The following is a 24797-nucleotide window of genomic DNA, read 5'->3' on the forward strand; positions in this document are numbered from 1 at the left end:
TGTTGCATTGACTGCACTATTGCATCGAGTGCAGATTCTGTGACATGGCGGACTTACCATGGATCCGTGATGCACGCTCAGACCCCCGTCGACCACGACCACGATCCCGCCGGTGCCGAGGAGCTCGGCCTGCGGGAGCAGAAGAAGCGCCAGACCCGCATGGCCATGCACCGTGCGGCGCTCGAGCTCGTCGTCGAGCACGGCCTCGCCGGCGTCACGGCGCAGCGGATCGCCGAGCGCGCCGGGGTCTCCACCCGCACCTTCTTCAACCACTGGGCGACCAAGGAGTCCGCGATCCTCGGGGTGATCGGCGACGAGGGGAAGAGGGCCGTCACCTCGCTGCGCGACAAGCTCGAGGTGATGAGCGTGCGCGACGCCATGCGCGCGATGATGCGCGAGGCGATCGCGAACGTCCCCGTCGATCGCGGGCTGCGCGAGCTGAAGAAGCAGGTCATGGAACAGGAGCCGAGCCTGCACCTGGTCTCCAGCGGGAACCTCCAGGCGATGCAGACCGAGCTGGTCGAGGTGCTGGAGGAAGCCCTCGACGGCGAGGACGCCCGCGACCGCGCCGTGATCCACGTGCAGGTCAGCTTCGCCCTGACGCGCAGCGCCTTCGCGATCTCCATGCGTCGCGGCATCGACCCGGCCAGCGCCTTCGACCAGGTCCTCTCGCTCTACGACGAGCCCGACATCGACCTCTGAGGCGGCGCGAGGGACCCCACAGGCTGATCCGTGCCGGTGGCGGCGGGGGCGGGAGGCAGGAGTCCGTTCAGCGCAGCAGCCGCCCGCTGCCCGTCGTCCAGCCGCGACCGTCGGCCAGGCGCTCGGCGACCCCGCGCTCGAGCCGGGTGCGGCGGGGGAGGGTGTCCGGGTCCACCGGGGGCCGCTTCCCGAAGGCGAAGAACAGCGCGCCGTCGGCGCCGTGCGGGTCGCTGCCGATCATCTCCCAGCGCGCGGCGAAGCGCGCCAGGTTCGACTCCGGTCCCGTGATCTCCGCGAACTGGTCGCTCAGCAGCCAGGAGTCGCAGGTGAACTCGTGCCCGAAGCGAGGAGCGTCCGCGGGACGGTCCTCGCCCAGATCCGTGTAGTTCTCGGTGAAGTAGGCGACGGCCGCGTCGAAGGAGGCGTCGACCTCAGCCGGATCGAGCGGACCGGTCGCCGGGATGTGGGTGCCGATCACCCAGCGCTCGGGTTCCTCGGCGCCGATCCGCTCCCGGCCGTGCTCGAGCCGGGCCACCCGGCGACGGGAGAGGTCGAACTGGAGCCGGCCCAGGTGCACGAGCCGGCCCGCCCAGTTCCCGCTCACCCAGTTCAGCTGGTGCAGGCCGAGCTGTTCCGTGCCCGCGCGGTGGACCCGCATCTGCTGGCCGAGATCGGCGAGCACGTGCCAGGACCGGGCGGCGTCGAGGCCGCGCGCGGTGTGCCAGGCCCGCACCGTCGAGGTCGAGACGAGGAAGGCGAGGATCGCGAGCAGCCCTTCCCCGGGGGCGAGGCGCTGCTGGAGGGCGTCGTGGCGGTCCTTGTCCGCGGCGAGATCGATCGCAGGGACCTCCAGCCCGGCGGCGGCCCGCAGGCGGTTCGCCGTCGCGGTCACCTCGGCGAGGATCTCCTCGTCCGTCGTCGCCGCGTCCAGCAGCGGCAGCAGATCCTCGGCGTCCGCACCGGTGATCCCGAGGTTCTCGAGCAGCGCGGTGCGGGAGGGTGCGGTGAGCATGACGCGCACCTCGGCGGCAGAGAGCTCGTCCTCGGCACGGATCTCGACCGGTGGGGAGGGAATCATCCCCACACGGTAACGGGTGAGCCACCTCTCCCCGCTACGATCGGTCCGTCCGCACTCGAACGAGCCGGAACGCCGGCGAGGAGGCCCCGATGACCAGCCCGCAGCAGGAGCTCGCCACCCCCGAGGCGCAGGACGCCCCGGCCGCACCGCCCGCGAGCTCGGCCGAGGCGGAGGCCGTCCGCACCGCGTACGCCTTCGAGGGAGGCCGCATCCACCTCGGCGCGATGCTCGACGGGGACCAGCCCGATCCGAGCGTGCCGGTGAACCTCGCGGTGTCGATGCTGAACCGCCACGGCCTCATCGCCGGCGCCACCGGCACCGGCAAGACCCGCACCCTGCAGGTCATCGCCGAGCAGGCCGCCCACGCCGGAGCGGCCGTGTTCGTCGCCGACATGAAGGGCGACCTCTCCGGCATCGCCGTGCCCGGCGAGGCCTCCGAGAAGCTCACCGCACGCGCCGCCGCCCGCGGCCAGGAGTGGGTCTCCCGCGCCGCGCCGACGGAGTTCTTCACCCTCGGCGGGCAGGGGGAGGGGGTGCCGATCCGCACCACCGTGAGCGACTTCGGGCCCGTCCTGATGGCGAAGGTGCTCGAGCTGAACCCCACCCAGGAGTCCTCGCTCGGTCTGATCTTCCACTACGCGGACTCCCAGGGTCTCGCCCTGCTGGACCTCAAGGACCTGCGCGCCCTGATCCAGTTCCTCACCTCCGACGAGGGCAAGGACGAGCTCAAGGGCATCGGCGGGATCTCGAGCGCGACCGCGGGCGTGATCCTGCGCAGCCTCACCGCCTTCGAGGCATCCGGCGCGGACGTCTTCTTCGGCGAGCCCGCCTTCGACACCCAGCAGCTGCTGCGCACGAAGGACGGCGCGGGCATGATCTCCTGCCTCGAGCTGCCCGGGGTCGCCTCCCGCCCGGCGCTGTTCTCCACCTTCATGATGTGGATGCTGGCCGAGCTGTACCAGGAGCTGCCCGAGGTGGGCGACGCCGAGGTGCCGAAGCTGGTGTTCTTCTTCGACGAGGCGCACCTGCTGTTCAAGGACGCCTCCAAGGCATTCCTGGACCAGGTGGTCCAGACCGTGCGCCTGATCCGCTCCAAGGGCGTGGGCATCTTCTTCATCACCCAGACCCCGAAGGACATCCCCGGCGACGTCCTCGCCCAGCTCGGCAACCGCGTCCAGCACGCGCTGCGCGCCTTCACCCCCGACGACGCGAAGGCGCTCAAGGCCACCGCGAAGACCTTCCCCACCTCGCAGCACGACCTCGAGGAGGTCATCCCCGCGCTCGGCACCGGCGAGGCGATCGTGACCGTGATGAGCGAGGACGGCGCCCCGACCCCGGTCGCGATCACCGCCGTGCGCGCCCCGGAGAGCTCGATGGAGCCCGCCGGCGAGCAGGTCATCGCCGAGTCCGCGAAGGCCTCGCCGCTGATGGCCGAGTACGGCACGCCGGTGGACAACGAGTCCGCCTACGAGATCCTGCAGCAGCGGGCCGAGAAGGACGCGGCCGCCCAGGACGCCGCCGAAGCGGAGAAGGCGACCGGGGCGGGCACCGAGCCCGCGGCGAAGCCTTCCGGGAGGAAGACGTCCTCGACGAAGAAGGACGAGGGACTGCTCGGCAACCCGGCCGTGAAGTCCTTCCTCCGGTCGGCCGGGACGGTGCTGGGCCGCGAGATCAGCCGCTCCCTGTTCGGGACTCGCAAGCGCCGCTGAGCCGGGAACGAGAACGGCGCCCCCACCGCACGGTGGGGACGCCGTTCCTCGTCTCGTCGGGCGAGGTCAGCTCACTTCCTGCCCTGGTTGGCGACGGCCTCGGCGGCGGCCTTCGCGGCGACCGGGTCGAGATAGCGGCCGCCCTTCTCGACGGGCTGGAAGTCCTCGTCGAGCTCGTAGACCAGCGGCTGGCCGGTGGGGATGTTCAGCCCCGAGATCTCCTCGTCGGAGATGCCGTCGAGGTACTTCACCAGCGCGCGCAGCGAGTTGCCGTGGGCGGCGATCAGCACGACCTTGTTCTCCGCGAGGTCGGGCTTGATGCCCTCCTCCCAGTAGGGGAGGAAGCGCTCGACGACGTCCTTGAGACACTCGGACTTCGGCAGCTGGTCGCCGAGGTCGGCGTACTGCGGGTCCTGGTCCTGGGAGAACTCGGTGCCGAACTCGATCTCGGGCGGCGGGGTGTCGTAGGAGCGGCGCCAGGCCATGAACTGCTCCTCGCCGTACTTCTCGCGGATCTCGGCCTTGTCCATGCCCTGCAGGGCGCCGTAGTGGCGCTCGTTCAGGCGCCAGTCGCGCTTGACCGGGATCCAGTGGCGGTCGGCCGCGTCGAGGGCGAGGTTCGCGGTCATGATGGCGCGACGCTGCAACGAGGTGTGCACGACATCCGGGAGGATGCCGGCCTCCTTCATCAGGTCGCCGCCCTCGACGGCCTCCTGGCGGCCCTTCTCGGTGAGGTGCACGTCCACCCATCCGGTGAACAGGTTCTTCGCGTTCCAGTCGCTCTCGCCGTGGCGGAGCAGCACGAGTGTGTAGGTCATGGCCCCAGCCTACGCGGGCCGGGCGCGAACATGCATGCGGTGGCCACCGGTGGCCATGAGCGGCGGTCGCGGTGCGCGCGTGGGCGGCCGGGCCGCGGGCGCGTCGCCCGCGGCTATGGTCGGGCCATGACCGCCGCGCCCTCCCTCGACCTCCGCTCGACGCCCGTGGTGCTGCTGGACCTCGACGGCACCGTCGTCGAGTCCGCCCCCGGGATCCTCGCCGCCCTCGACCATGCCTTCGCCGCCTGCGGCGAGGAGCATCCCGGTGCCGAGCGCCTGCAGTCCTTCATCGGTCCGCCGCTGGCGGACTCCTTCCGCAGCGAGCTCGGCCTCGACGACGAGCGGTCCGAGGCGCTGCGCCTCGCCTACAGCGAGCACTACCTCGAGAGCGGGTACCGCCGGTCCGCTCCCTACGCGGGGATGGCCGAGCTGATCGCCGCGCTGCGCGCCGAGGGCCGCACCGTCGCCATCGCGACGAACAAGCCCGAGACCACGGCCGTGCGCGTCCTGGAGCATCAGGGGCTGACGGGCGAGCTCGACCTCATCGGCGGCACCGACCTCGCGGCGGGCCGCACCCACAAGGCGCAGGTGATCGCCAGCGTGATGGAACGGCTCGGCGCCTCTCCGGCCGACGGCGCGGTGATGGTGGGCGACCGCCTCCACGATGCCGACGGCGCGGCGGCGCACGGGCTGGAGGCCGTGCTCGTCGGCTGGGGCTACGGGGGCCGGGCCGAGCGCGAGGCAGGGCTGCCGTTCGCGGAGACCGTCGCGGAGCTGGACCGGCTCCTGCGCGGCTGAGGGTCCGTCGGATCGGGCCGGGCCGTTCAGGCCTCCAGCAGGATCGTCACCGGCCCGTCGTTGGTCAGCCCGACGCGCATGTGCGCGCCGAACCGCCCGGTCGCGACCGTGATGCCGCGCTCCCGGAGCGCGTCGACGACCTGCTCGACGAGCGGCTCGGCGACCGCGGCGGGAGCCGCCCCGTTCCAGGACGGGCGGCGCCCCTTGCGCACGTCGGCGTAGAGGGTGAACTGGGAGATCACGAGCACCTGCGCACCGGTGTCGAGCACCGATCGCTCGCCCCCGAGGATCCGCAGCTCGGCGATCTTCCGGGCGATCGCGGCGACCTGCTCGGGGCCGTCCTCGTGGGTGACGCCCACGAGCGCCACCAGACCCTCGCCGCTGATCTCGCCGACCGCCTCGCCCTCGACCTCGACCCGGGCACCGTCGACTCTCTGGAGCACTGCACGCATGCCCCGATCGTGGCACAGCGGGGCGGTGCCGGGCGCTCAGCGCGGAGGGATCGAGGAGATCCGCCGCTCCTGGGTGGGGGAGTCGTCCTGCGCGGTCCCCAGTGGGGGCGCGGCCTGATCCGGAGCGGGCCGCGACGGGGCGGCTCGCGGTGGCACGGAGGGCGGCGGGGCGGCCTGCGGTGGAGCGACTTGCTGCGGAGCGACCTGCTGCGGAGCGACCTGCTGCGGAGCGGGCTGCTGCGGGACGGGCTGCGCCGGCCCCGACTGTCGGGCAGACGCCGCCCGCTCCAGCCGCAGCCGCTCCGCGTGCCGCGCCGCCTGGACCCATTCCTCCGCCACGCGCACGATCGCCTCGGTGGCGGCCTCCCAGGCCGCCTCCTGCTGACGGTGCGGGCCGGTGGCGAGCGAGAGCACCACACCCGCGGAGCGCAGGGCGAGCTCGACGGGGTCGACCCGCTCCTCGAAGGTCGTGCGCCAGGTGTGGATCGCATCCTCGACCCGCTCCTGCATGCCGCGATCGATCCGCCCCGCGTTCCCGTAGTCCGCGAGCACGCTCAGATGCGCGAGGAGGCAGGCGAGGTCGTCGGCCCGTCGGCCGGGCCCGACCGTGTCGATGTCGAGCAGGCCCACCACCTTCCCCTCGCGGACGAACACCTGCGCCTCGTAGAAGTCGCCGTGGACCACGTCGTGCGGGCGCATGTCGATCCGCTGCTCGAGCGACGTCAGACCCTCCCGGATCTCCCGCACCAGCGCATCCAGCCGCGGCCCGAGGGACGGCACCGCGGAGGCGACGATCCCCGCGTAGAACTCGACCGAGTCGGTCCACGGCGGGCGCAGCGGCAGCGGGTACATCGAGGCGGGCAGCCGGTCCAGCAGCGCCACGAGGTCCTCCGCCCGGCAGGAGGCCACGCCCTCGTCGATCACGGCGCGGGCCAGCGGTCTGCCCGGCAGCTCCGCGAGCACCACGAGCCCCTGATGGTGGGCGATCACCTCGGGCACCGGCACCCCGGCGGCGAGCAGGCGCTGATGGCGCTCCACGATCTCGCCGCTGCGATGAGGCTGCATGACCTTCAGGTACACCGCCGCCGGGCCCTGGGAGGCGCGCAGCACCGCGCGGCGGCCCGGACGGTAGGAGACGACGTCGATCGCGATCGGCTCGGCCGGGTCCGGGCCGAGCGCGACACCGAGGTCGTGCAGGGTGCGACCGACGATGTCGGGATAGCAGACCTGGGGGAGCATCGGCAGCCACGGATCGTGGGGATAGCGCCACACGCGCACGTTGATGTCCCCGTCGGTCATCACCAGCGTCTGCTCGGCGACGTAGAGGTTCTTCTCGCGCTCGCCGATGTGGGCGCTGGCCCCGAACAGCTCCTCCCGCGCCGGGGCCTGCGGACCGTCCAGCTCGGGCCAGGAGACCTGCGTGCGGTACAGGGCCTTGGTGCTGCGGCCGGGACGGTGGTCGACATGGTCGAGCTGCCAGCTGTGCAGCACCCCGCCCGAGTTGCCGACGGCCGAGCGGAGCAGCCCTCCGGCCCCGGGCCCGGTGAGCAGCTCGGAGCCGTCCTGCGTGTGTGACATGGGCGATTCACTCTGTTCTGTGGTCATCGGGCGGCTGCGCCTACGATGCTTGCATGGCTGATCGTACCGATAACCTCACCAGCGGGAATCTCCTGGGGATCCCGGAGACCCGCCTCCCCGACGACTTCGTGGACGTCCAGGTCGCCGAGGAGCTCGCCGACGGCGAGCCCCGCGAGGTCGTCGCCGCGCATCTCGACTCCCCGCTCGCCTGGGCCACGCTCGCCGAGGACGCCCTGAGCGACGGCGATCTGATCACCGCCTACGCCTGCGCCCGCACCGGCTACCATCGCGGCCTGGACGCCCTGCGCCGCAACGGCTGGCGCGGCCAGGGCCCGATCCCCGCCTCCCACGTCCCCAACCGCGGTGTGCTGCGGGCGCTGGCGCTGCTGGGGGAGACCTCACGCCGGCTCGGCGACCAGCCCGAGGCCGATCGCATCACCGACTTCCTGCGCGAGGCCGATCCCAGCCTGCTCGACTGACCCTCGGCCGGCCGTCGACGACCGAGTGGGCTCACGAGCAGTGCTTGGTAGGATCCACGCGGCCCCGTGCACCGCTCGCGGCCACGTGTCCGCAAACCACAGCACCGTCCCCAGGAGTCGCCATGCCCGCCGTCGTGATCGTCGGAGCCCAGTGGGGCGACGAGGGGAAGGGCAAGGCCACCGACCTGCTCGGAGAGCGCGTCGACTACGTCGTCAAGCCCAACGGTGGCAACAACGCCGGCCACACCGTGGTCGTCGACGGTGAGAAGTTCGAGCTCAAGCTCCTCCCCGCCGGCATCCTCTCCCCGCGGGTCACGCCTGTGATCGGCAACGGCGTGGTGGTCAACCTCGAGGCGCTCTTCGAGGAGATCGGGGTGCTCGAGGCGCGCGGGGTGGACACAACTCGCCTGCGCATCAGCGCCAACGCGCACATCGTCGCGCCCTACCACCAGACTCTCGACAAGGTCACCGAGCGCTTCCTGGGCAAGCGCGCGATCGGCACCACCGGGCGCGGCATCGGCCCGGCCTATCTGGACAAGGTGGGTCGCCTGGGCGTGCGGGTCCAGGACCTCTTCGACGCCTCGATCCTGCGCCAGAAGGTCGAGGGCGCTCTGCGCCAGAAGAACGAGCTGCTGGTCAAGGTCTACAACCGCCGTTCCGTCGAGGTCGACGAGATCGTCGAGGGGCTCCTGTCCTACGCGGAGCGCCTGCGCCCCATGGTCGTGGACACCACGGTGCTGCTGAACGACGCGCTGGACCGCGACGAGGTCGTGCTCATGGAGGGCGGCCAGGCCACCTTCCTCGACGTCGACCACGGCACCTACCCGTTCGTCACCAGCTCCAACCCGACCGCGGGCGGCGCCTCCACCGGCACCGGGATCGGCCCCACCCGCATCGACCGGGTGATCGGGATCGTCAAGGCGTACACCACGCGCGTCGGCGCCGGTCCCTTCCCGACCGAGCTCGAGGACAAGTGGGGCGAGTACCTCCAGCGCGTCGGCGGCGAGGTGGGAGTCAACACCGGCCGTCCCCGCCGCTGCGGCTGGTACGACGCGCTGATGATCCGCCACGCGGTGCGCATCAACGGGTTCACCGACATCGTGCTGACCAAGCTCGACGTGCTCACCGGCATCGACGAGGTCCCGATCTGCACCGGCTACGACGTGGACGGGGTGATCCACCGCGAGATGCCGATGACGCAGACGGAGTTCCACCACGCCGTGCCGGTCTACGAGACCCTGCCCGGCTGGACCGAGGACCTCTCCGAGGCGCGCACCTTCGAGGAGCTGCCCGAGAACGCACGGGCCTACGTCCGCCGTCTCGAGGAGCTCGCCGGCTGCCGGATCAGCGCGATCGGCGTCGGCCCGGACCGCACGGACACCATCGCCGTCCACGACCTGCTGCCGGAGGCGACCGACTGACGTGGTGACCCGCCGTACCGACCCCGAGGCCGGGCGTGCCGCGCTGACCGCCTGGGCACGGGATCCCGAGGGGGCGCGCCGTCCCGTCCTGGCCCCCGCCGTGCGCCACACACTCGAACTCTTCGCCGAGGAGCATCCCGGCGGCGCGGTCGAGCTGCGCGTCCCGCCCTACGCCGCGGTGCAGGCCATCGCCGGCACCCGGCACACCCGCGGCACCCCGCCGGCCGTCGTCGAGACGGACGCCGCGACCTGGCTCGCCCTCGTCACCGGCGAGGAGAGCTGGGCGGGAGCCGTCGCCGCAGGGCGCATCACCGCCTCCGGGGAGCGCAGCGACCTCTCCGCGCTGCTGCCCCTGACCGGTCCGCGGCGCGTGGTCCGCACCGCCCGTGCCGACGGGCACCCCGCCGAGGAGGAGCGATGAGCCCCGCCGTCGAGATCGCCGTCGAGGACCTGGTGGGCCTCGAGGTCGCCGCCCGCGCCGGCGCCGACCGCATCGAGCTGTGCCACGACCTCGCCCGCGGCGGCACCACCCCCGATCCCGAGCTGGTCCGGCAGTCCGTGGACCGCGCGAAGGCGCTCGTCGCCGCGCGCGAGGCGAAGCCCCATCTCGACGTGCACGTGCTGATCCGCCCCGAGGCGCGCACCGGCGACTTCCTGGACCGCCCCGGCGAGTTCGCGGCCGACGCCGCCGCCGTGGAGCGGATGGCGGACCATGCCCGCGCCGCCGTCGACGCGGGAGCGGCCGGGGTGGTCCTCGGCATCCTCACCGCCGACGGCGAGCTCGACGTGCCCGCAATCGAGGCGGTGCGCGACAGCGCCCTGATCGCCGCCCAGTGCGCCGGCCGGGGCCTGAGCCTCACCCTCCACCGCGCCGTCGACGCGATGCCCTCGCGGCAGGCGCGGGTCGGAGCGGTCGAGGCGGCGATCGGCCTCGGGATCCACCGAGTTCTCAGCTCGGGAGGGCACTCTCGTGCCCTCGACGGCGCCGATGACCTCGCCGCGATGGTCGACGCCGCGGAGGACCTCGTCGAGATCTGCGCCGGCGGCGGGGTGCGCCCCGCCGACGTCGCCGATCTGGTCCGCCGCTCCGGTGTCGGCTCCGTGCACCTGTCCGCGCGACGGCGCCCCGGCGCGCCCGTCGAGCCCGACGCCCCCGAGACCCTGACCGACCCGGCGATCGTCGCCGCGGCGGTCGACGCCGCAGGAGACCTGTGAACACCGTGAACACCACCGAGCAGCCCGAGAGCCCCGCCGAGGAGCCGCGCGAGGGCGACGAGCAGCCACGTGAGGACGCCGACGGGACCCCTGGCGCCGACGTCGCGCCCCTGAGCCATGGCCCCGAAGAGCCCCGCGAGGTGGTGGACGCACCTCGCGACGAGGCCGACGAGCTCCGGGCGGACGTGCAGACCGCGCTCTACGTGCGCCGCAGGCGCACCCCCGCCCTCGGCTTCTGGGTCCTGCTCTCCTTCCTCGTCCCCGGGGTCGCGGCGCTGATCGCCGCACCGCTGCTCCAGTTCGGCGACCTCCGCGGCGTGGTGAACTTCGTGATCCTGGCCATGGTCGTCGTGGGCCTGCCGCTCGCCGCCATCGCCTCGTTCATCGACGCCCGCCGCCATCGCGGGGAGGGCCGCGGACGCCGTTGAGCGCCGCGGACGTCCCGCCCGCTGCGCGGACCGCCCGGTGGGCGACGCCCCTCGCTGTGGCATCATGGCCGGGTGGCACGTGGCGACGGACGACTCTCCCATGACCTGCTCCCCGGCGAGAAGGGCCCCCAGGACGCCTGCGGCGTCTTCGGTGTCTTCGCCCCCGGTGAGGACGTCTCCAAACTCACCTACTACGGGCTCTACGCCCTCCAGCACCGCGGACAGGAATCTGCGGGCATCGCGACCTCCGACGGCTCCCAGATCCTGGTCTACAAGGACATGGGCCTGGTCTCGCAGGTCTTCGACGAGGCCTCCCTCGAGACGCTGCAGGGCCATATCGCGATCGGGCACACCCGCTACGCCACCACCGGCGGCTCGGTGTGGTCCAACGCCCAGCCCACCCTCGGCCCGCGCCACGAGGGCACCGTCGCCCTCGCCCACAACGGCAACCTCGTCAACACCGAGGAGCTGCTGGAGCTGATCCACGAGCGCCAGGGCACCCCCCGCGCCGGCGAGCTCGCCCGCGGCAACACCACCGACACCGCCCTGGTGACCGCGCTGCTGAACTCCGAGGGGACCCTCGCCGACTCCCTCCGCGAGGTGATGCCGCTGCTGCGCGGCGCCTACTGCTTCACGCTGATGGACGAGACCGCGCTGTACGCGGCCCGCGACCCGCAGGGCATCCGCCCGCTGGTGCTGGGCCGGCTCGAGCGCGGCTGGGTCGTCGCCTCGGAGACCGCGGCGCTGGACATCTGCGGCGCGAGCTTCGTGCGCGAGGTCGCCCCGGGCGAGATGGTGATCGTGGACGAGCAGGGCCTGCACAGCGAGCAGGTGATCGAGCCCCGCCCCAAGGGCTGCGTCTTCGAGTACGTCTACCTCGCCCGCCCCGACACCCGCATCGCCGGGCGCAGCGTGAACGAGTCCCGCGCCGAGATGGGCCGCCAGCTCGCCCGTGAGCATCCCGTCGAGGCGGACCTCGTGATCCCCACCCCGGAGTCCGGGACGCCGGCCGCGATCGGCTACGCCCAGGAGTCCGGGATCCCCTACGGGCAGGGGATGGTGAAGAACGCCTATGTGGGTCGCACCTTCATCCAGCCCAGCCAGACCATCCGCCAGCTCGGCATCCGCCTCAAGCTCAACCCCCTGCGCGAGGTGATCGCCGGCAAGCGCCTGGTGGTCATCGACGACTCGATCGTGCGCGGCAACACCCAGCGCGCCGTGGTGCGGATGCTGCGCGAGGCCGGCGCCGCCGAGGTCCATGTGCGGATCTCCTCCCCGCCGGTGCGCTGGCCCTGCTTCTACGGCATCGACTTCGCCTCGCGGGCCGAGCTGATCGCCAACGGGCTGGGCATCGAGGAGATCGCCCGCTCGCTGGGCGCGGACTCGCTGGGCTACATCTCCGAGGAGGGGATGATCGCCGCGACCGCGCAGCCGGAGGAGCGGCTGTGCACCGCCTGCTTCTCCGGCAGGTACCCCGTCTCCCTGCCGGAGCCCGTCGCCCGGGCGCAGGGCATCCTCCAGGCTCGTCAGGACGAGCCGGCCGTCGTCGGGAAGGACGCATGAACACCACCTCTCGCTCCGCCGCCGAGGGCGCCGGGATCACCTACGCCTCCGCCGGCGTCGACACCGCCGCCGGCGACCGCGCCGTCGACCTCATGAAGGAGGCCGTCGCGGCGACCCACGGCCCGCAGGTGCTCGGCGGGATCGGCGCCTTCGCCGGCCTCGTCGACGTCTCCGCGCTGAAGGACTACCGCCGCCCCCTGCTGGCCTCCTCGACCGACGGGGTCGGCACCAAGATCGCGATCGCCCGCGCCCTGGACGTGCACGACACGATCGGCCGGGACCTCGTGGGCATGGTCGTCGACGACATCGTCGTGGTCGGAGCGGCGCCGCTGGCGATGACCGACTACATCGCCTGCGGCGCGGTGGTCCCCGAGCGGATCGCCGACATCGTGCGCGGCATCGCCGAGGGCTGCCGTCTGGCGGGCTGCGCGTTGGTGGGCGGCGAGACCGCCGAGCACCCGGGCCTGATGTCCCCCGAGGACTACGACGTCGCCGGTGCGGCGGTCGGCGTGGTCGAGGCCGATGCCCTGCTGGGTCCCGAGCGGGTGCGCCGCGGCGACGTGGTGATCGGCATGGACGCCTCGGGTCTCCACTCCAACGGCTACTCCCTCGTGCGCGCCGTGGTCTCCGCGGCGGGGCTCTCCCTCGAGCAGCACGTCCAGGACTTCGGCCGCACGCTGGGGGAGGAGCTCCTCGAGCCCACCCGCATCTACACCGCCGACCTGCTCGCCGTGCTCGGCGACGAGCGTTCCGCGGGTGCCGTCCACGCGCTCAGCCATGTCACCGGCGGCGGGCTCGCCGCGAATCTCGCCCGCGTCATGCCGCAGGGGCTCGCGGCCCGCGTGGACCGAGCCAGCTGGGAGCCGGGTGCCGTGTTCTCCCGCGTCGCCGGCTGGGGCTCGGTGCCGCAGCTGGACCTGGAGGGCACGCTGAACATGGGGGTCGGCATGGTCGCTCTCGTCGCGCAGGAGCGGGCCGACCAGGTCCTCGCCGTGCTCGCCGAGCGGGGTCTCGGTGCCCGCGCGATCGGCGAGGTCGTGGCCGAGGAGGACCTTCCCGAGCCGGGTGCGCCGCTCGAGCACGTGGTCGCCGGGGCCAAGGGCGTCGAGGGCGGCGCGGTCATGCTCGCCGGTCAGCACCCGGGCTGGGTCTGAGCGGAGCAGGGCGCGAGCCGATGGTCCGCAGGGAGCGCACGGAGAAGGAGGGCCGACCCGGTGGGTCGACCCTCCTTCTCCGGCACGGGGCTCGGCGGCGCCTGCCGCGCGTCGCTCAGCGGCGACGCGCGGACGGGGCGTCCTCGTCGGCCCAGTCCTCTGCGTCCTCGCCCCAGTCGTCTCCATCGGCGGAGGAGGTCTCGCTCCGCTGGGACTGCAGCTCGCGCTGCAGCGCCGTGAGGTCCGTCGGCGGGCTGTAGTACTTGAGGTCCCGTGCCACCTTGGTGTGCTTGGCTTTCTGTCGGCCGCGACCCATGGATCTGACCCCCTGTGCGTCGGGTGCCGGGTGTTCTCGACGACCCGGAGGATGGCATTAGTTTCGGAGGCCAAGACTACATGGTCGCCCCCGTGGACGGCGAACCGCGGCCGCCCGGACGTGCCCGACATCCCTTCGCCGGGGGGATCGACGACGCGCCCGGGAGGGCCGCTCCGAGCCGCGGCGACGTCGCAGGGGAGGGGAGGGTCACGTCTCAGGTGGAGGAATTGGGCGGATCACGGCCCGTCTTTTACCGGTGCGCAGACCTTACCGGGTAGTCTTGTGACGGTACTCGAGTGCACTTGGGCCCTGACCCGGCTCGAGCCGTCTCCCCCAGCGAAAGGTCACCTCCTCGATGAACGCTCCCACGGATCAGCACCCCGGTGGAGTGCCGGACGGGGACGACGACGCCACGGAGCTGATGACGCCCGCAGAGGTGGCGAGCATGTTCCACGTCGATCCGAAGACCGTCACGCGCTGGGCGCAGGCCGGCAAGCTGACCTACATGCGCACCCTCGGCGGCCACCGTCGCTACCGCCGCGGCGAAGTGGTGGAGCTGCTGCGGGAGAGCTCCAAGGACGTGTGAGCACGGACCCCGTCCTCGGGGAGGGGTACACGCTCGAGCGGATCGACCTCGGCAGCGACGACGAGGGTCCCCTCCTCGCGAGCCTCGTCCATCGCGAGCCCGCCCCCCGCGACCTGCCCGGCGGGCCGGGAACGCCGCCGCTCCTCCTCATGCACGGCTGGTCCGACTACGTCTTCGACCGGGACCTGATGGACCATCTGGGCCGTCGCGGCCATGACGTGTGGGGACTGGACCTGCGCAAGTACGGGCGCAGCCTCCTGCCCGGGCAGACGCCCACCGAGATCGACCACCTCAGCCGCTACGACACCGAGATCGGCGCGGCGCTGCGCCGCATCGGCCACGAGCGGCCGCCGGTGGTGCTGGCCCACTCCACGGGAGGTCTCACCGCGGCGCTCTACGCGCTGCGCCACCCGGGCCGTGTGCGGGGCCTCGCCCTGAACTCCCCCTGGATCGAGATGCATCTGGGCCCGGGCGCGCGTGCGCTCCTGGAGGCGCCGGTGCGGCTGCTCGCCGAGATGCTGGGGCAGCGGCCCATCCTGCCCCAGGGAAGCGACCACTATGCCCGCACCACCCATCGCGCGCTCGGCGGCGACTATGAGTACGACCTCTCGCTGAAGCCGCCCGGCGGGCACCGCTTCCCCGCCACCACCCTCAACGCCGTGCTGGACGGTCAACGACGACTGGCCGCCGCCGGTCCCCTCGCCGCGCCCGTGCTCGTGATGCACTCCGCGCACAGCCGGCTCACGCCCCGCTTCGACGAGCGGATGCTGCATGCCGACTCCGTGCTGGACGTGCGCTCGCTGGCGGCCGCCGCACGGAGGCTCGGGCCCCGGGTGCGGATCGTCCCGATCGCCGGGGCGCGGCACGACGTCTTCCTCTCCGCCCCCGCGGTGCGGGCGCGGGCGATCGCCGTCCTGGACGACTGGCTGGCGACGGACCTGCTCGCAGCCCCTACGATGCCGGGGGCGGGCCGCACCGCGGGGGACGGCGCCCCCGCTCCCGAGGACCAGGCAGAAGGAGGATCGCGATGAGCGCGGACGCCCGGGCCCTGCGCGGCCTCGCCGAGGCCCAGCGCCGCGCCGCCGACCGCCTCACCCTGCTGCGCCTGCGCCTGGCGAACACCCTGGCTGACGCCGCCCGCTCCGAGGACCCGCAGCTGAGAGAGATCGGTGCGCGTGCCCATGAGCGCTGGACGCTCGAGGAGCACCCCGAGCTGGGCCGCCTCGCCGCCGGGCTGCGCGCCGCGGCGACGCGCCTCGACGACGCCGCGGTCCTCGCCGAGCGTCGCAGCGGCAGACGCCTCGGCGGATACACCGGGGCGGGGTTCCTGGGCCGCGGAGAGGAGGCCAGCCGCCACGTGCACGAGGTCGCCTCCTTCGTCGGCACCGAGCATGGGGCGAGCATCGGCGGCTACCCGCTGCGGCCCGGCGCCCACGAGGGGCTGCTCGCCCACCCCTCGTACACCCTCGGCATCGAGACCCCGGACTTCGACGACGAGGCCGACGGAGCTGACGGGCGCGACGGGTCCGACGGCACGGTCGGGTCCTGAGCCCGCGCCGCTCGTCGGCGCGGCCTCGCGCGGGCCGGGGTGCGCGCCGCGTCAGTCCGCCGCGGCCCGGCTCGGCACCCGGGCGAGCGCGAGGGCGACCGCGGCGCCGCCGGCCAGCAGCGGCACCACCAGCATCGCCACCAGCAGCAGGAGCATCGCGGCGGCGGCGTCGGCCGAGGCGACTCCGAGCGCCACCAGCACGGCCCCGCTCACGGTCTCGGAGATCCCGGCCCCGCCGGGCGTCAGCGGCACGAGCGCGAGCACTCGCCCCAGGGCGAAGACCGCGAGCGTGAACAGCAGCGGGACCTCGGCGCCGACCGCCTCGATCGCGAGCCACAGCGCCGCCCACTGCGCAGCGCGCGCAGCGAGCGTGGGCAGCGCGAGCGCCACCGCACGTCCGCGCAGCATCCCCACCAGAGCGTCCCGCTGACGCAGCACCTCCGCAGCGGTCCCCCCGGGCACCAGCCCCTCGGCACGGGAGAGCAGCACCGTGAGCACTCCGCGCCGCAGCAGCACCGCGCAGAGGATCAGGGCCAGCGCGGCTCCCGCGACGGCGAGGAGAGCGGCCCACAGCCAGCCGGTCCGCAGGGAGATCGCGGGTGTCACCGCGGAGCCGAGCAGGAGGGCGCCGCCGCCCAGCAGCGGGACCAGGACCGAGGTGAGCGCCATCTCGACCAGCGACGCGGCGAGGATCCCCGTGACCACGACCGGGAGCGCGATCCCGGCGCGGCGCAGGATCCAGGCGAGCAGGCCGAGCCCGAGCACGGACCCGCCGGGCAGGGCGAGCGACGCGCCCTGAGAGGCGGTGTGGCCGAGCAGGGTCGTGCGGTAGCGCGCCCCCGGCACCGCGGTGCGGACCGTCATCGCCTCCAGCAGCAGCGCGGTCGCACCGAGCACGACCATCGCCGGCAGGGCCCAGAACGGCAGGCCCCCGACCGTCGCGGCGATCCGCGACCAGCTCGCGCCGGTGGCCCACGGCAGCCCCCAGCCCAGCAGGGCGAGCACGAGCAGGCCCGAGCAGACTGCGGCGAGGAGGCGACCGGCCCCGGGCCGCGCGGGCGGGGCGGCGCCGAGATCCTCGGAGAGGAGCGCCAGGTGCTCGTCGGACGGGTCCGAGGGAGGGTCCTGGGGGCCGGGAGGTGCCGCTGACATGCGGCGATTCTCGCACGCACGGGTGAGGACCTTCCCAGACCGAGGATCTAACATCGTGTCATGTCCTTCCTGATCTCGCTCTTCGTCGTCCTGCACATGATCTGCTGGGCCGTGGCGCTCGGCACCTGGGTCGCCTCCGCCCGCACACGAGTCCCCAACAAGGGGATGGCTCACGCCACCGCCGGTGCGCTCGTGTTCGGCATCGTCCTGGCCGCCCTGGTCTCGATCGGCGGCGACCCGAACCACATGAAGCTCGGCATCAAGCTGCTGATCTCGATCGTCGCCGTGGTCCTCGCCTACGTCGCGAACAAGAAGCAGACCGAGACGCCGTCGGCCGTCTGGTTCGGCATCCCCGCCGCGATCCTCGTCAACATCGTCGTCGCGGTCTTCGTCTGAGCCCGGACCCGTCGGACCTCTCCTCCACGACGACCGCTCGCCCCCACGGGGCCCGGCAGCGCACGCGCTGTCGGGCCCCGCGCCTATCCTGGAGGCCTCATGAGCTCACTCTTCGACGACCTCTCGCTGCCCGACGCCTTCCGCCGCCTGGACGGGGTGCGGGTGCACCCTGCGACCTCGCCGCACGAGGAGCCGCCGCGAGAGGAAGAACCTCCCGTCGACGAGGAGCCGCCCCACGAGGAGGAGCCTCCCTACGACGAGCTCCCGCCCGTCGACGACCGCCCGGTGCCCGTCCCGTCCCGGCCCGGCCCGGCGCGCGCCGGAGGCCCCGGGCTCGACGAGCTCGTGGACGGACTGAACCCGGCCCAGCGCGAGGCCGTCGAGCACCGCGGCAGCCCCCTGCTGATCGTGGCGGGCGCCGGCTCCGGGAAGACCCGCGTGCTCACCCGCCGCATCGCCCACCTGCTGCGCACCGGGGAGGCGATGCCCGGCGAGATCCTCGCGATCACCTTCACGAACAAGGCCGCGGCCGAGATGCGCGAGCGCGTCGAGGAGCTCGTCGGCCCCGCCGCGCGCTCCATGTGGGTCTCCACCTTCCACAGCGCCTGCGTGCGGATCCTGCGCCGTGACGCCGCCGCGGCCGGTCTGAAGAGCTCCTTCACCATCTACGACAGCGCGGACTCGCTGCGGCTGATCACCACGATCGCCAAGGACCTCCAGCTGGACACCAAGAAGCACGCCCCCCGCGCGCTCGCCTCGCGGATCTCCACGCTGAAGAACGACCTGACGGACCCGATCGACTTCGCCGACCAGGCCGAGAGCGCGAAGAACCCCTTCGAGAAGACTCTCGCGAAGATCTACACGAACTACACCGAGCGCCTCCGGCAGGCCAATGCGGTGGACTTCGACGACCTCATCGGCCTCACCGTCGCCCTGCTGCGGGACAACCCCGCGATCCGCGAGGGCTACCGGCGCCGCTTCCGCCACCTGCTGGTGGACGAGTACCAGGACACCAACATCGCCCAGTACCAGCTGGTGCGCGAGCTGGTGGGGGAGGACCCGCGCGCCGACCTCACGGTGGTGGGCGACTCGGACCAGTCGATCTACGCCTTCCGCGGCGCGACGATCCGCAACATCATCGAGTTCGAGCAGGACTTCCCCTCGGCCCGCACCATCGTGCTCGAGCAGAACTACCGCTCCACCCAGAACATCCTCACCGCCGCGAACGCCGTGATCGAGGAGAACCGGGGACGGCGCGAGAAGAACCTGTGGACCGATCAGGGCGAGGGCGAGCAGATCACCCTCTACGTCGCCGACGACGAGCAGTCCGAGGCCCGCTACATCGGCCGCCAGATCGATGCGCTCGTGGACGACGGGCGCCGCGCCGGGGACATCGCGATCTTCTACCGCGCCAACGCCCAGTCCCGCGCGCTCGAGGACCAGCTGATCCGGGTGGGGCTGCCCTATCGCGTGGTGGGCGGCACCCGCTTCTACGAGCGGCGCGAGATCAAGGACGCGATCGCCTACCTGCAGGTGCTCGCCAACCCGGCCGACGAGATCAACCTGCGCCGCATCCTCAACGTGCCCAAGCGCGGTATCGGCGACCGGGCAGAGGCAGCGATCGCGATGCTCGCCGAGCGCGAGCGGATCGGCTTCGGCGAGGCGCTGCGGCGCGCCGAAGAGGCGCCCGGCATCGCGACCCGTTCCCTGAACGCGGTGCGGACCTTCGTGGCGATGCTCGAGGATCTCCAGGAGATGGCGGAGCGCGGGGACGGCCCCGCCGAGCTGCTCGAGGCGATCCTCACCCGCTCCGGCTACTACGCCGAGCTGCAGGGGAGCGACGATCCGCAGGACGAGTCCCGCCTGGAGAACCTCGCCGAGCTGATCAGCGTCGCCGCCGAGTTCGAGGCGCAGATGGAGGAGCTCGACGCGCTCGCGAGCGAGGCCGAGGACGAGGACGGCGCCGACGAGGGGAGCGCGGAGGGGGATCCCGCCCCCGCCGGCTCCGATATCGCCCCCGATGCGGCGCTGACCGCCCCGGACGATCCCGAGGCGGGCCTCGTGGACCGCTTCCTCGAGAAGGTCTCCCTCGTCGCCGACGCGGACCAGCTGCCCGGGGAGGAGGACCAGTTCGTCACCCTCATGACCCTGCACACCGCGAAGGGCCTCGAGTTCCCGGTCGTGTTCCTCACCGGGATGGAGGACGGCACCTTCCCCCACAATCGCACCCTCTCGGACCCGGACGAGCTCGAGGAGGAGCGGCGCCTGGCCTACGTGGGCATCACCCGCGCCCGGGAGAGGCTCTACCTCACCCGCGCCCAGATGCGCTCGATGTGGGGGCAGTCCCAGTACATGCCTGCCAGCCGCTTCCTCGACGAGGTGCCCGAGGAGGTCCTGGACGTCGCCCGTGCCGGCTCCACCCTCGGCGGCTCCGGCTTCGGCGGCGGGTCCTTCGGCGGGGGAGGGTTCTCCGGCTCTCGCAGCTCGGGCCGGGGCCCGTCCTTCAGCGGGGGCATCGGCGGCGGCCGCTCCGACGTGAAGCGGCCGAGCTTCGGCTCCGGCCGCACCGCGACGCCCACGGCGAAGCTGCCTCAACTGGCCGTCGGCGACCGGGTCACCCACGACTCCTTCGGGATGGGCACCGTCGCCGAGGTCGCCGGACAGGGCGACAAGACCCAGGTCGAGGTGCAGTTCCGGGATCCGCACGGGCGCAAGCGCCTGTTGCTGCGCTACGCCCCGCTGACCAAGCTCTGAGCATCGTTCGCCGCAGCCGCAGCCGCAGCCGCAGCCAACGGTCTGCGGCCGGGCCGTGCGGCGCGGCCACGACACGGGACGAGGTCAGGTGACCGCCACCAGCTCGACCTCGATCCCGTGCGGGTCCTCGCCGTACCAGGCGTTGTGCTCCGGCCCGCCGGCGTGCGGATAGCGCTCGGCGAACAGCTCCCGCCACCCGTTCGAGGGCGCATCCCGGCGGATCCGCTCGAGCAGCTCTCGGTCCCGCACCCGCAGGGCGAGGTGGTTCATGCCCGGTGCGCGACGCTCGGACCGCTCGCCGCGCACGTCGGCCGACTGCTCGAGGACGATGTAGGAGCCGTCCGCGTGGCGCCAGATCCGGCCGAGCTCCCAGCCCTCGACGCGCTCGGCCCGCCAGCCCAGGGTCGTCAGCAGCCAGTGCCAGGCGGGTTCGGCGGCGGCGAGGTCCGCCGTCCACAGCTCGAGGTGGTGCAGGCCGGAGGTGGGCGCGGGGGTGCTCATGCGGTGACTGTAATCAGGGCGCGGGCTCCTCGCTCCATCTCCACGAAGGAGTGGTTCACCGCCGTGTAGGTTCCGGGCTCCTCGAACACGAGCTCGACGAACCCGCCCTGGGCGGCGGCGAGGTCGAGGGCCTGGGCTCCGCCGCCGGTCTCGTTCTCCGGGCGCAGCAGGTACTCGCCCTCCTTGAACACGGTGTCGAACACGCCGCCGACGACGTGGAAGGAGATCCCGCGGGACGGCCCCGCGGCCAGCACCCACAGCCGCACCCGCTCGCCCACCCGTGCCTCGAGCGGCGCGGCCACGTACTGGGTCGCGTGCCCGTTGAAGACGGTGAAGTCCGGGCACTCGGCCGCGATCTTCGCCGTGCTGACCGGGAGGGCGCCCTCGTGCATGGCGTCCTCGGCGCCGGGCGCGCCCTCGGGGACGAGATAGTGATCGGACTGGACCAGCACGTACTCGCGATCGGCCGGGGCCAGATCCGCAGGCGGCACCACCAGCGCCCCGATCATCCCCGCCGCCAGATGGACCGTCATGGGCATGGTCGAGCAGTGGTAGAGCCAGATCCCGGCATGCTCCGTGGTGATCGCGTACTCGAGGGACTCCCCGGGCGGGATCGTGCGCATCACCTCGTCCGGGGAGACGCGGCCGGCGTGCAGGTCCAGGGAGTGGCCCATCGACCCGTTGTTGACCAGGTCGACGGTGAGCCGGGCCCCGAGCTCGGAGCGAATCACGGGGCCTACCACGGTCCCGTCGTAGGTCATCGCGTCCATCGTGACGCCGGGGGCGATCTCGGCGGGCAGGTCGAGCGCCTCGAGCCTCAGGCGCTGGTCGGTGCCCGCCGGGTCGGGCAGTCGGGCGTCGCGCACCTCGTATCCCGCGCCGGGGTCCGCCATGAGGTCCGCGTCGACGCGGGCGAGCTCGTCGGTCCCGCCCGAGGCGGATCCCGCTCCCTCCGCGGCGCCGTCGGCCTCCCCGTCCGCGCCGGTGGCGCGGACCCGCAGGGTCATGCCCATCGCGCGGTGGCCGACGATCGAGCACCAGCCCTCGACGTCATGGGTGATGACGCCGCCGTCGAGGGTCGCCGACGCGCCGGGCTGCAGCCGCCCCGAGGACTCGCCGGTGGCGAGGACGAGGTCGTGCACGTCGTGCTCGTCGTCATTGCTCAGCTCGATGACCAGGGTGTTCCCGGCCGGGACCTCGAGCACGTCCGGGGTGAAGCGCATCTCCGCCATGCTCACCGCGACCGTGGTCGTCTCCCCGGTGGGGGTGATGCCGCCCGAGCCGCCGCTGCCGTCCTCTGCGGGGACGGAGCCGCGGAAGCGGTCCAGCGACGTGCCGGCCGCGGTGGTCGCGAGCACCGCGCCGACGCCGAGGAGCACGCCGGTCAGCGAGCGTCGGTCCAGACTGCGCTCCTGCGCGGCGGCGCGGGCGCGGAGCCGGGCGGGGGAGGAGTCCGCGCGGGACGTCGGCCCCGACGGGGCGGCGCCGTCCCCGGTCGCAGGCCGGGACGGGGGCACGGTCGGAGTGGGCAGCGCCTCCCCGCGCAGGCGGATGCTGACCCGCACCGCCAGCACCAGCAGCACCACGAAGCTCACCAGCACCGCGAAGGCGAGCAGGGAGACGAGCACCCTGGTCATCGAGCCGAAGTCCGCCGCGTCGGCGGTGCCGAGCGTGAGCGCGGAGAACAGCGCCGCGGCGCCCGAGCCTCCCGCCTCGCCGAGCACGAACAGGGCGACGGCGAGGTTGTAGGCGACCACCCGCACCACGGCCCCGCGGCTCATCATCTCCAGCGCCGCCTTCGTCGAGCGGGGCCCGCCCCGCAGCGTCACCGGCAGCAGATGGCTCATCGCCCCGAACAGCACCTGCAGCATGAACCCGGCGACGAACGGGACCGTGAGCCGCTGCGCATCGGCGGCGACCAGGGAGCTGCTCAGCTGCGCATCCGCGGACCCCCACCACAGGACCGCCAGCGCGCCGACGGTCAGCGCGCACCAGATCACGCCCGCCCCGATCGAGAGCACCGGGAAGAGGGACAGCGGCACCGTCCGCTCCTGTCGCGCCGCGCGCACGGCCAGCCGCACCAGCGTCGCTCCCACCCAGGCGAGACAGCCCAGGTAGATCACGACGAACACGGCGCCGAGCAGCGCGGAGCCGACGAGCGCGCCCGCCGTCGCGCCGAGCACGGCCAGGAACATTCCCTGCAGACCCTGGGCGGCGCGCCGGGCGGCATCGAGCTCGATCCGCGTGCGCAGAACCGTCGGCCAGAGCGTCAGCAGCGTCCCCGTGACCGTCAGACCCACGAAGCCGAGCACGTTCAGGATCTGATGGGCAAGCAGCAGCCGGCCCTGCCAGGGCTCGCCGGGGCTGAACGCCATCACCGCGCCGAGCGTCGCACCGACGGGGAGCAGGCAGGAGGCCGCGATGTACGCCTTCACGGTGAACTCGAAGCGCGGGGCGAGAGCCGCCTTCACCTGCGCGCCGAGCGCCGCCGCGTACCAGACCAGCGCCGCCGAGACCATGAGCGCCCCGACCACCACCAGCCACGGCCAGGAGGGCAGGATCCCCGCGATCGTCACCACGATCCCGGAGGTCAGGAGGTAGATCCGTGCCAGCTGCCGTCGTCGCGACTGCTCACCCAGGCGGGTCTTCAGCAGCGCCTCAGTGAAGTGCTGACCCCACACCATGATCGAGGTCGTGATCAGCCCGAGCGTCACCATGTGCACCAGCAGCCAGCGCGACTGCGGCAGCCACCGATGCACGAGCACCGTGACGATCAGCGCCACCATCCACATCAGCACGGGCCGCGAGGCCCGCCGATGCCATGCGCCGCGGTCCAGCGCGGGCGAGGTCCCGGCCGCGGGCCGGGACGGGGGAGAGGACAGCGACGGCATGACCACCTCGGGACGGTGCACCGGCCGGGGCGGCGGGCGACCGGTCGGGAAGCGGGCAGGGACGCTCCCAGACTAGGCCGGACCTTCAGAGGGGGTCGTGGCCTACGTCCCGGTCAGAGGTCGCGGGGGTCCTCGGCCTCGTCCGACGCGGCACGGCTGCGCCTCCACTGCCCGTACAGGCCGGTCCCGAAGCTGAGCGCCACGATCAGCCCCACGGCGATCAGCACCGTCGTGAAGGGGATGGGGATCCCGGCCGCGGCGAGCACGCCCCAGAGCACCAGCAGCGAGAGTCCGATCAGCAGCGCGTCCCGCAGGGCGCGCAGCACGCGGGGGACGATGTTCGCCCGCTCCGCACGCCGGCTCGCGACGGCGTAGTACGCGGCGGCGTCGCGCCGGAGCTGCTCGCCGCTGGGCCGCGCCCGGGGCGCAGGGCGGGGCTCCTCGTCCCGGCGGTCCTCACGACGGTCGTCGTCTCGCGGCTCGCGCTCGCGACGGGGCTCCCGGCGGTCGTCGTCCCGGCTCGCGGTCTCCCGATCACTCGTCGACTCGCGCTGCTGGTCGCGCGGCTCCCGCTCGTCCTCGCGCCAGCCCTCGTCGACGGCCCGGCCGGCGGCGCGGACGTAGTCCCCGGCGCGGTCGGTGGCGCGGCGGGCGGCGTCCCGGGCGCCGGGAGCCTGCCTGCGCGCGGTGTTCCGCGCGGCCTTCGCGTAGGTCCTCCAGTCGGCCATGGGCTCTCCTCGCCTCAGCGGGCCCCGTCGCGGCGGTCCCGCGAGCGTCGGTCCTCGTCGTACCGGTCGTCCTCCCGGAAGCGGATGTCCCCGCCGCCGCGCGTCTGCCGTCGGGGTCGCGGGCTGCGAGCCCGGCGCTCGTAGTAGTACGACAGGCCCACGTTCAGCGCGAGGGTGATGCCCACAGACAGCACGAACCCGCCGAGGGTCGAGCGCATCCCGAGCAGGCGCAGCACGATGAACAGCACGCCGATCGCGACGATGCTGAAGCCCAGGTGATCACGCACCCGCTGGACGAGACTCCGGGAGGGACGGCTCATCCCGCCATCGTAGACGCGCGCCCTGGGCGCGAGCCGGGCGCGTCGACCGCGTCCGCCGAGCGGGCCGAGCACGTCCGCCGTCCCCGGGGGACACCCGGTGGCGTCGTCGCCGGTGAGAGTCCCGCCACACTCCGCTCCGGCCCGGGGCCCCGGACCGCTCGAGGCGGCGGACGCGTTACCCTGGCGATGTTCCCAGGGGTGGCATCGAG

At 73.2% G+C, this 24797-nt stretch carries 25 protein-coding genes; 15 read left to right on the top strand and 10 right to left on the bottom strand.

The window, feature by feature from the left end; translation table 11 throughout:
- Positions 1–69: 69 nt before the first annotated feature.
- On the top strand, positions 70–702 hold the full coding sequence (locus D1648_RS05270) for a TetR/AcrR family transcriptional regulator (RefSeq protein ID WP_122939745.1): 633 nt from the start codon (positions 70–72) through the stop codon (positions 700–702).
- A 67-nt stretch (positions 703–769) separates the two neighbouring features.
- On the opposite strand, the gene D1648_RS05275 is transcribed toward D1648_RS05270, so the two are convergent.
- Positions 770–1780 (bottom strand): acyltransferase domain-containing protein, encoded by a 1011-nt coding sequence (locus D1648_RS05275; RefSeq protein ID WP_122939746.1) that lies wholly within the window; start codon positions 1778–1780, stop codon positions 770–772.
- Positions 1781–1869: 89 nt separating this feature from the next.
- On the opposite strand from D1648_RS05275, the gene D1648_RS05280 reads away from it, so the two are divergent.
- Positions 1870–3489 (top strand): helicase HerA-like domain-containing protein, encoded by a 1620-nt coding sequence (locus D1648_RS05280; protein ID WP_122939747.1) that lies wholly within the window; start codon positions 1870–1872, stop codon positions 3487–3489.
- 71 nt (positions 3490–3560) lie between these two features.
- Here the strand turns inward: D1648_RS05280 and D1648_RS05285 are convergent, their stop codons facing one another.
- Positions 3561–4307 carry a phosphoglyceromutase gene (locus D1648_RS05285; RefSeq protein WP_122939748.1) on the bottom strand — a complete coding sequence of 249 codons (747 nt, stop codon included), beginning with the start codon at positions 4305–4307 and terminating at the stop codon, positions 3561–3563.
- 126 nt (positions 4308–4433) lie between these two features.
- On the opposite strand from D1648_RS05285, the gene D1648_RS05290 reads away from it, so the two are divergent.
- Positions 4434–5105, top strand: coding sequence for an HAD hydrolase-like protein (locus D1648_RS05290; protein WP_122939749.1), 672 nt, complete (start codon positions 4434–4436; stop codon positions 5103–5105).
- Positions 5106–5131: 26 nt separating this feature from the next.
- Here the strand turns inward: D1648_RS05290 and dtd are convergent, their stop codons facing one another.
- Both dtd and D1648_RS05300 read right to left on the bottom strand, forming a co-directional pair.
- A complete protein-coding gene (dtd, locus tag D1648_RS05295) occupies positions 5132–5557 on the bottom strand; it encodes a D-aminoacyl-tRNA deacylase (protein ID WP_122939750.1) in 426 nt (141 codons plus the stop codon).
- Between the two features lie 36 nt (positions 5558–5593).
- Positions 5594–7135, bottom strand: coding sequence for a phosphotransferase (locus D1648_RS05300; RefSeq protein ID WP_122939751.1), 1542 nt, complete (start codon positions 7133–7135; stop codon positions 5594–5596).
- Positions 7136–7188: 53 nt separating this feature from the next.
- On the opposite strand from D1648_RS05300, the gene D1648_RS05305 reads away from it, so the two are divergent.
- From D1648_RS05305 to purM, 7 genes are all read left to right on the top strand, one after another.
- Positions 7189–7614, top strand: coding sequence for a DUF3151 domain-containing protein (locus tag D1648_RS05305; RefSeq protein WP_122939752.1), 426 nt, complete (start codon positions 7189–7191; stop codon positions 7612–7614).
- 122 nt (positions 7615–7736) lie between these two features.
- Positions 7737–9035, top strand: coding sequence for an adenylosuccinate synthase (locus D1648_RS05310; RefSeq protein WP_122939753.1), 1299 nt, complete (start codon positions 7737–7739; stop codon positions 9033–9035).
- A 1-nt stretch (position 9036) separates the two neighbouring features.
- On the top strand, positions 9037–9456 hold the full coding sequence (locus D1648_RS05315) for a sterol carrier family protein (RefSeq protein WP_122939754.1): 420 nt from the start codon (positions 9037–9039) through the stop codon (positions 9454–9456).
- Entirely contained in the window at positions 9453–10250 is a 798-nt protein-coding gene (locus D1648_RS05320) for a copper homeostasis protein CutC (RefSeq protein WP_122939755.1), read from the top strand. Before D1648_RS05315 ends, D1648_RS05320 begins: the two co-directional genes overlap by 4 nt.
- The gene (locus D1648_RS05325; protein ID WP_122939756.1) at positions 10247–10678 is read left to right on the top strand and encodes a hypothetical protein; all 432 of its coding nucleotides are present in this window, start codon (positions 10247–10249) and stop codon (positions 10676–10678) included. Before D1648_RS05320 ends, D1648_RS05325 begins: the two co-directional genes overlap by 4 nt.
- Before the next feature lie 72 nt (positions 10679–10750).
- Positions 10751–12241, top strand: a complete 1491-nt coding sequence (gene purF, locus D1648_RS05330; RefSeq protein ID WP_122939757.1) for an amidophosphoribosyltransferase — start codon at positions 10751–10753, stop codon at positions 12239–12241.
- On the top strand, positions 12238–13395 hold the full coding sequence (gene purM, locus D1648_RS05335; RefSeq protein WP_122939758.1) for a phosphoribosylformylglycinamidine cyclo-ligase: 1158 nt from the start codon (positions 12238–12240) through the stop codon (positions 13393–13395). The genes purF and purM overlap by 4 nt, the downstream gene beginning before the upstream one ends.
- Before the next feature lie 115 nt (positions 13396–13510).
- Here the strand turns inward: purM and D1648_RS05340 are convergent, their stop codons facing one another.
- Complete coding sequence (locus D1648_RS05340) at positions 13511–13711, bottom strand: DUF3073 domain-containing protein (protein ID WP_122939759.1); 201 nt, start codon at positions 13709–13711, stop codon at positions 13511–13513.
- Positions 13712–14066: 355 nt separating this feature from the next.
- Between D1648_RS05340 and D1648_RS05345 the strand changes: the two genes are divergently transcribed.
- The 3 genes from D1648_RS05345 to D1648_RS05355 are packed head-to-tail and all read left to right on the top strand — an operon-like array spanning position 14067 to position 15846.
- Positions 14067–14297: a BldC family transcriptional regulator gene (locus D1648_RS05345; RefSeq protein WP_122939760.1), complete on the top strand. Its 231-nt coding sequence runs from the start codon at positions 14067–14069 to the stop codon at positions 14295–14297.
- Positions 14294–15328, top strand: a complete 1035-nt coding sequence (locus D1648_RS05350) for an alpha/beta hydrolase (RefSeq protein ID WP_122939761.1) — start codon at positions 14294–14296, stop codon at positions 15326–15328. Before D1648_RS05345 ends, D1648_RS05350 begins: the two co-directional genes overlap by 4 nt.
- Positions 15325–15846, top strand: coding sequence for a hypothetical protein (locus D1648_RS05355; protein WP_122939762.1), 522 nt, complete (start codon positions 15325–15327; stop codon positions 15844–15846). The genes D1648_RS05350 and D1648_RS05355 overlap by 4 nt, the downstream gene beginning before the upstream one ends.
- 51 nt (positions 15847–15897) lie before the next feature.
- Here the strand turns inward: D1648_RS05355 and D1648_RS05360 are convergent, their stop codons facing one another.
- Positions 15898–16998, bottom strand: coding sequence for a lysylphosphatidylglycerol synthase domain-containing protein (locus D1648_RS05360; RefSeq protein ID WP_122939763.1), 1101 nt, complete (start codon positions 16996–16998; stop codon positions 15898–15900).
- 60 nt (positions 16999–17058) lie between these two features.
- Here D1648_RS05360 and D1648_RS05365 point away from each other — a divergent pair, with 60 nt between their 5' ends.
- Together D1648_RS05365 and D1648_RS05370 are read left to right on the top strand one after the other, a co-directional pair.
- The gene (locus D1648_RS05365) at positions 17059–17394 is read left to right on the top strand and encodes a hypothetical protein (protein WP_122939764.1); all 336 of its coding nucleotides are present in this window, start codon (positions 17059–17061) and stop codon (positions 17392–17394) included.
- 99 nt (positions 17395–17493) lie between these two features.
- Entirely contained in the window at positions 17494–20148 is a 2655-nt protein-coding gene (locus D1648_RS05370; RefSeq protein ID WP_122939765.1) for a UvrD-helicase domain-containing protein, read from the top strand.
- Between the two features lie 84 nt (positions 20149–20232).
- Here D1648_RS05370 and D1648_RS05375 read toward each other — a convergent pair whose 3' ends face one another.
- The 4 genes from D1648_RS05375 to D1648_RS05390 form a co-directional block, all read right to left on the bottom strand.
- Positions 20233–20649, bottom strand: a complete 417-nt coding sequence (locus D1648_RS05375; RefSeq protein WP_122939766.1) for a VOC family protein — start codon at positions 20647–20649, stop codon at positions 20233–20235.
- On the bottom strand, positions 20646–23540 hold the full coding sequence (locus tag D1648_RS05380; RefSeq protein ID WP_122939767.1) for a multicopper oxidase domain-containing protein: 2895 nt from the start codon (positions 23538–23540) through the stop codon (positions 20646–20648). Before D1648_RS05380 ends, D1648_RS05375 begins: the two co-directional genes overlap by 4 nt.
- Before the next feature lie 113 nt (positions 23541–23653).
- The gene (locus D1648_RS05385; protein ID WP_122939768.1) at positions 23654–24268 is read right to left on the bottom strand and encodes a hypothetical protein; all 615 of its coding nucleotides are present in this window, start codon (positions 24266–24268) and stop codon (positions 23654–23656) included.
- A gap of 14 nt (positions 24269–24282) precedes the next feature.
- Positions 24283–24588 carry a hypothetical protein gene (locus D1648_RS05390; RefSeq protein ID WP_122939769.1) on the bottom strand — a complete coding sequence of 102 codons (306 nt, stop codon included), beginning with the start codon at positions 24586–24588 and terminating at the stop codon, positions 24283–24285.
- Between the last annotated feature and the right edge of the window lie 209 nt (positions 24589–24797).

Source organism: Brachybacterium sp. EE-P12, from assembly GCF_003711805.1.
In the GTDB taxonomy this organism is placed as follows: Bacteria; Actinomycetota; Actinomycetes; order Actinomycetales; family Dermabacteraceae; genus Brachybacterium.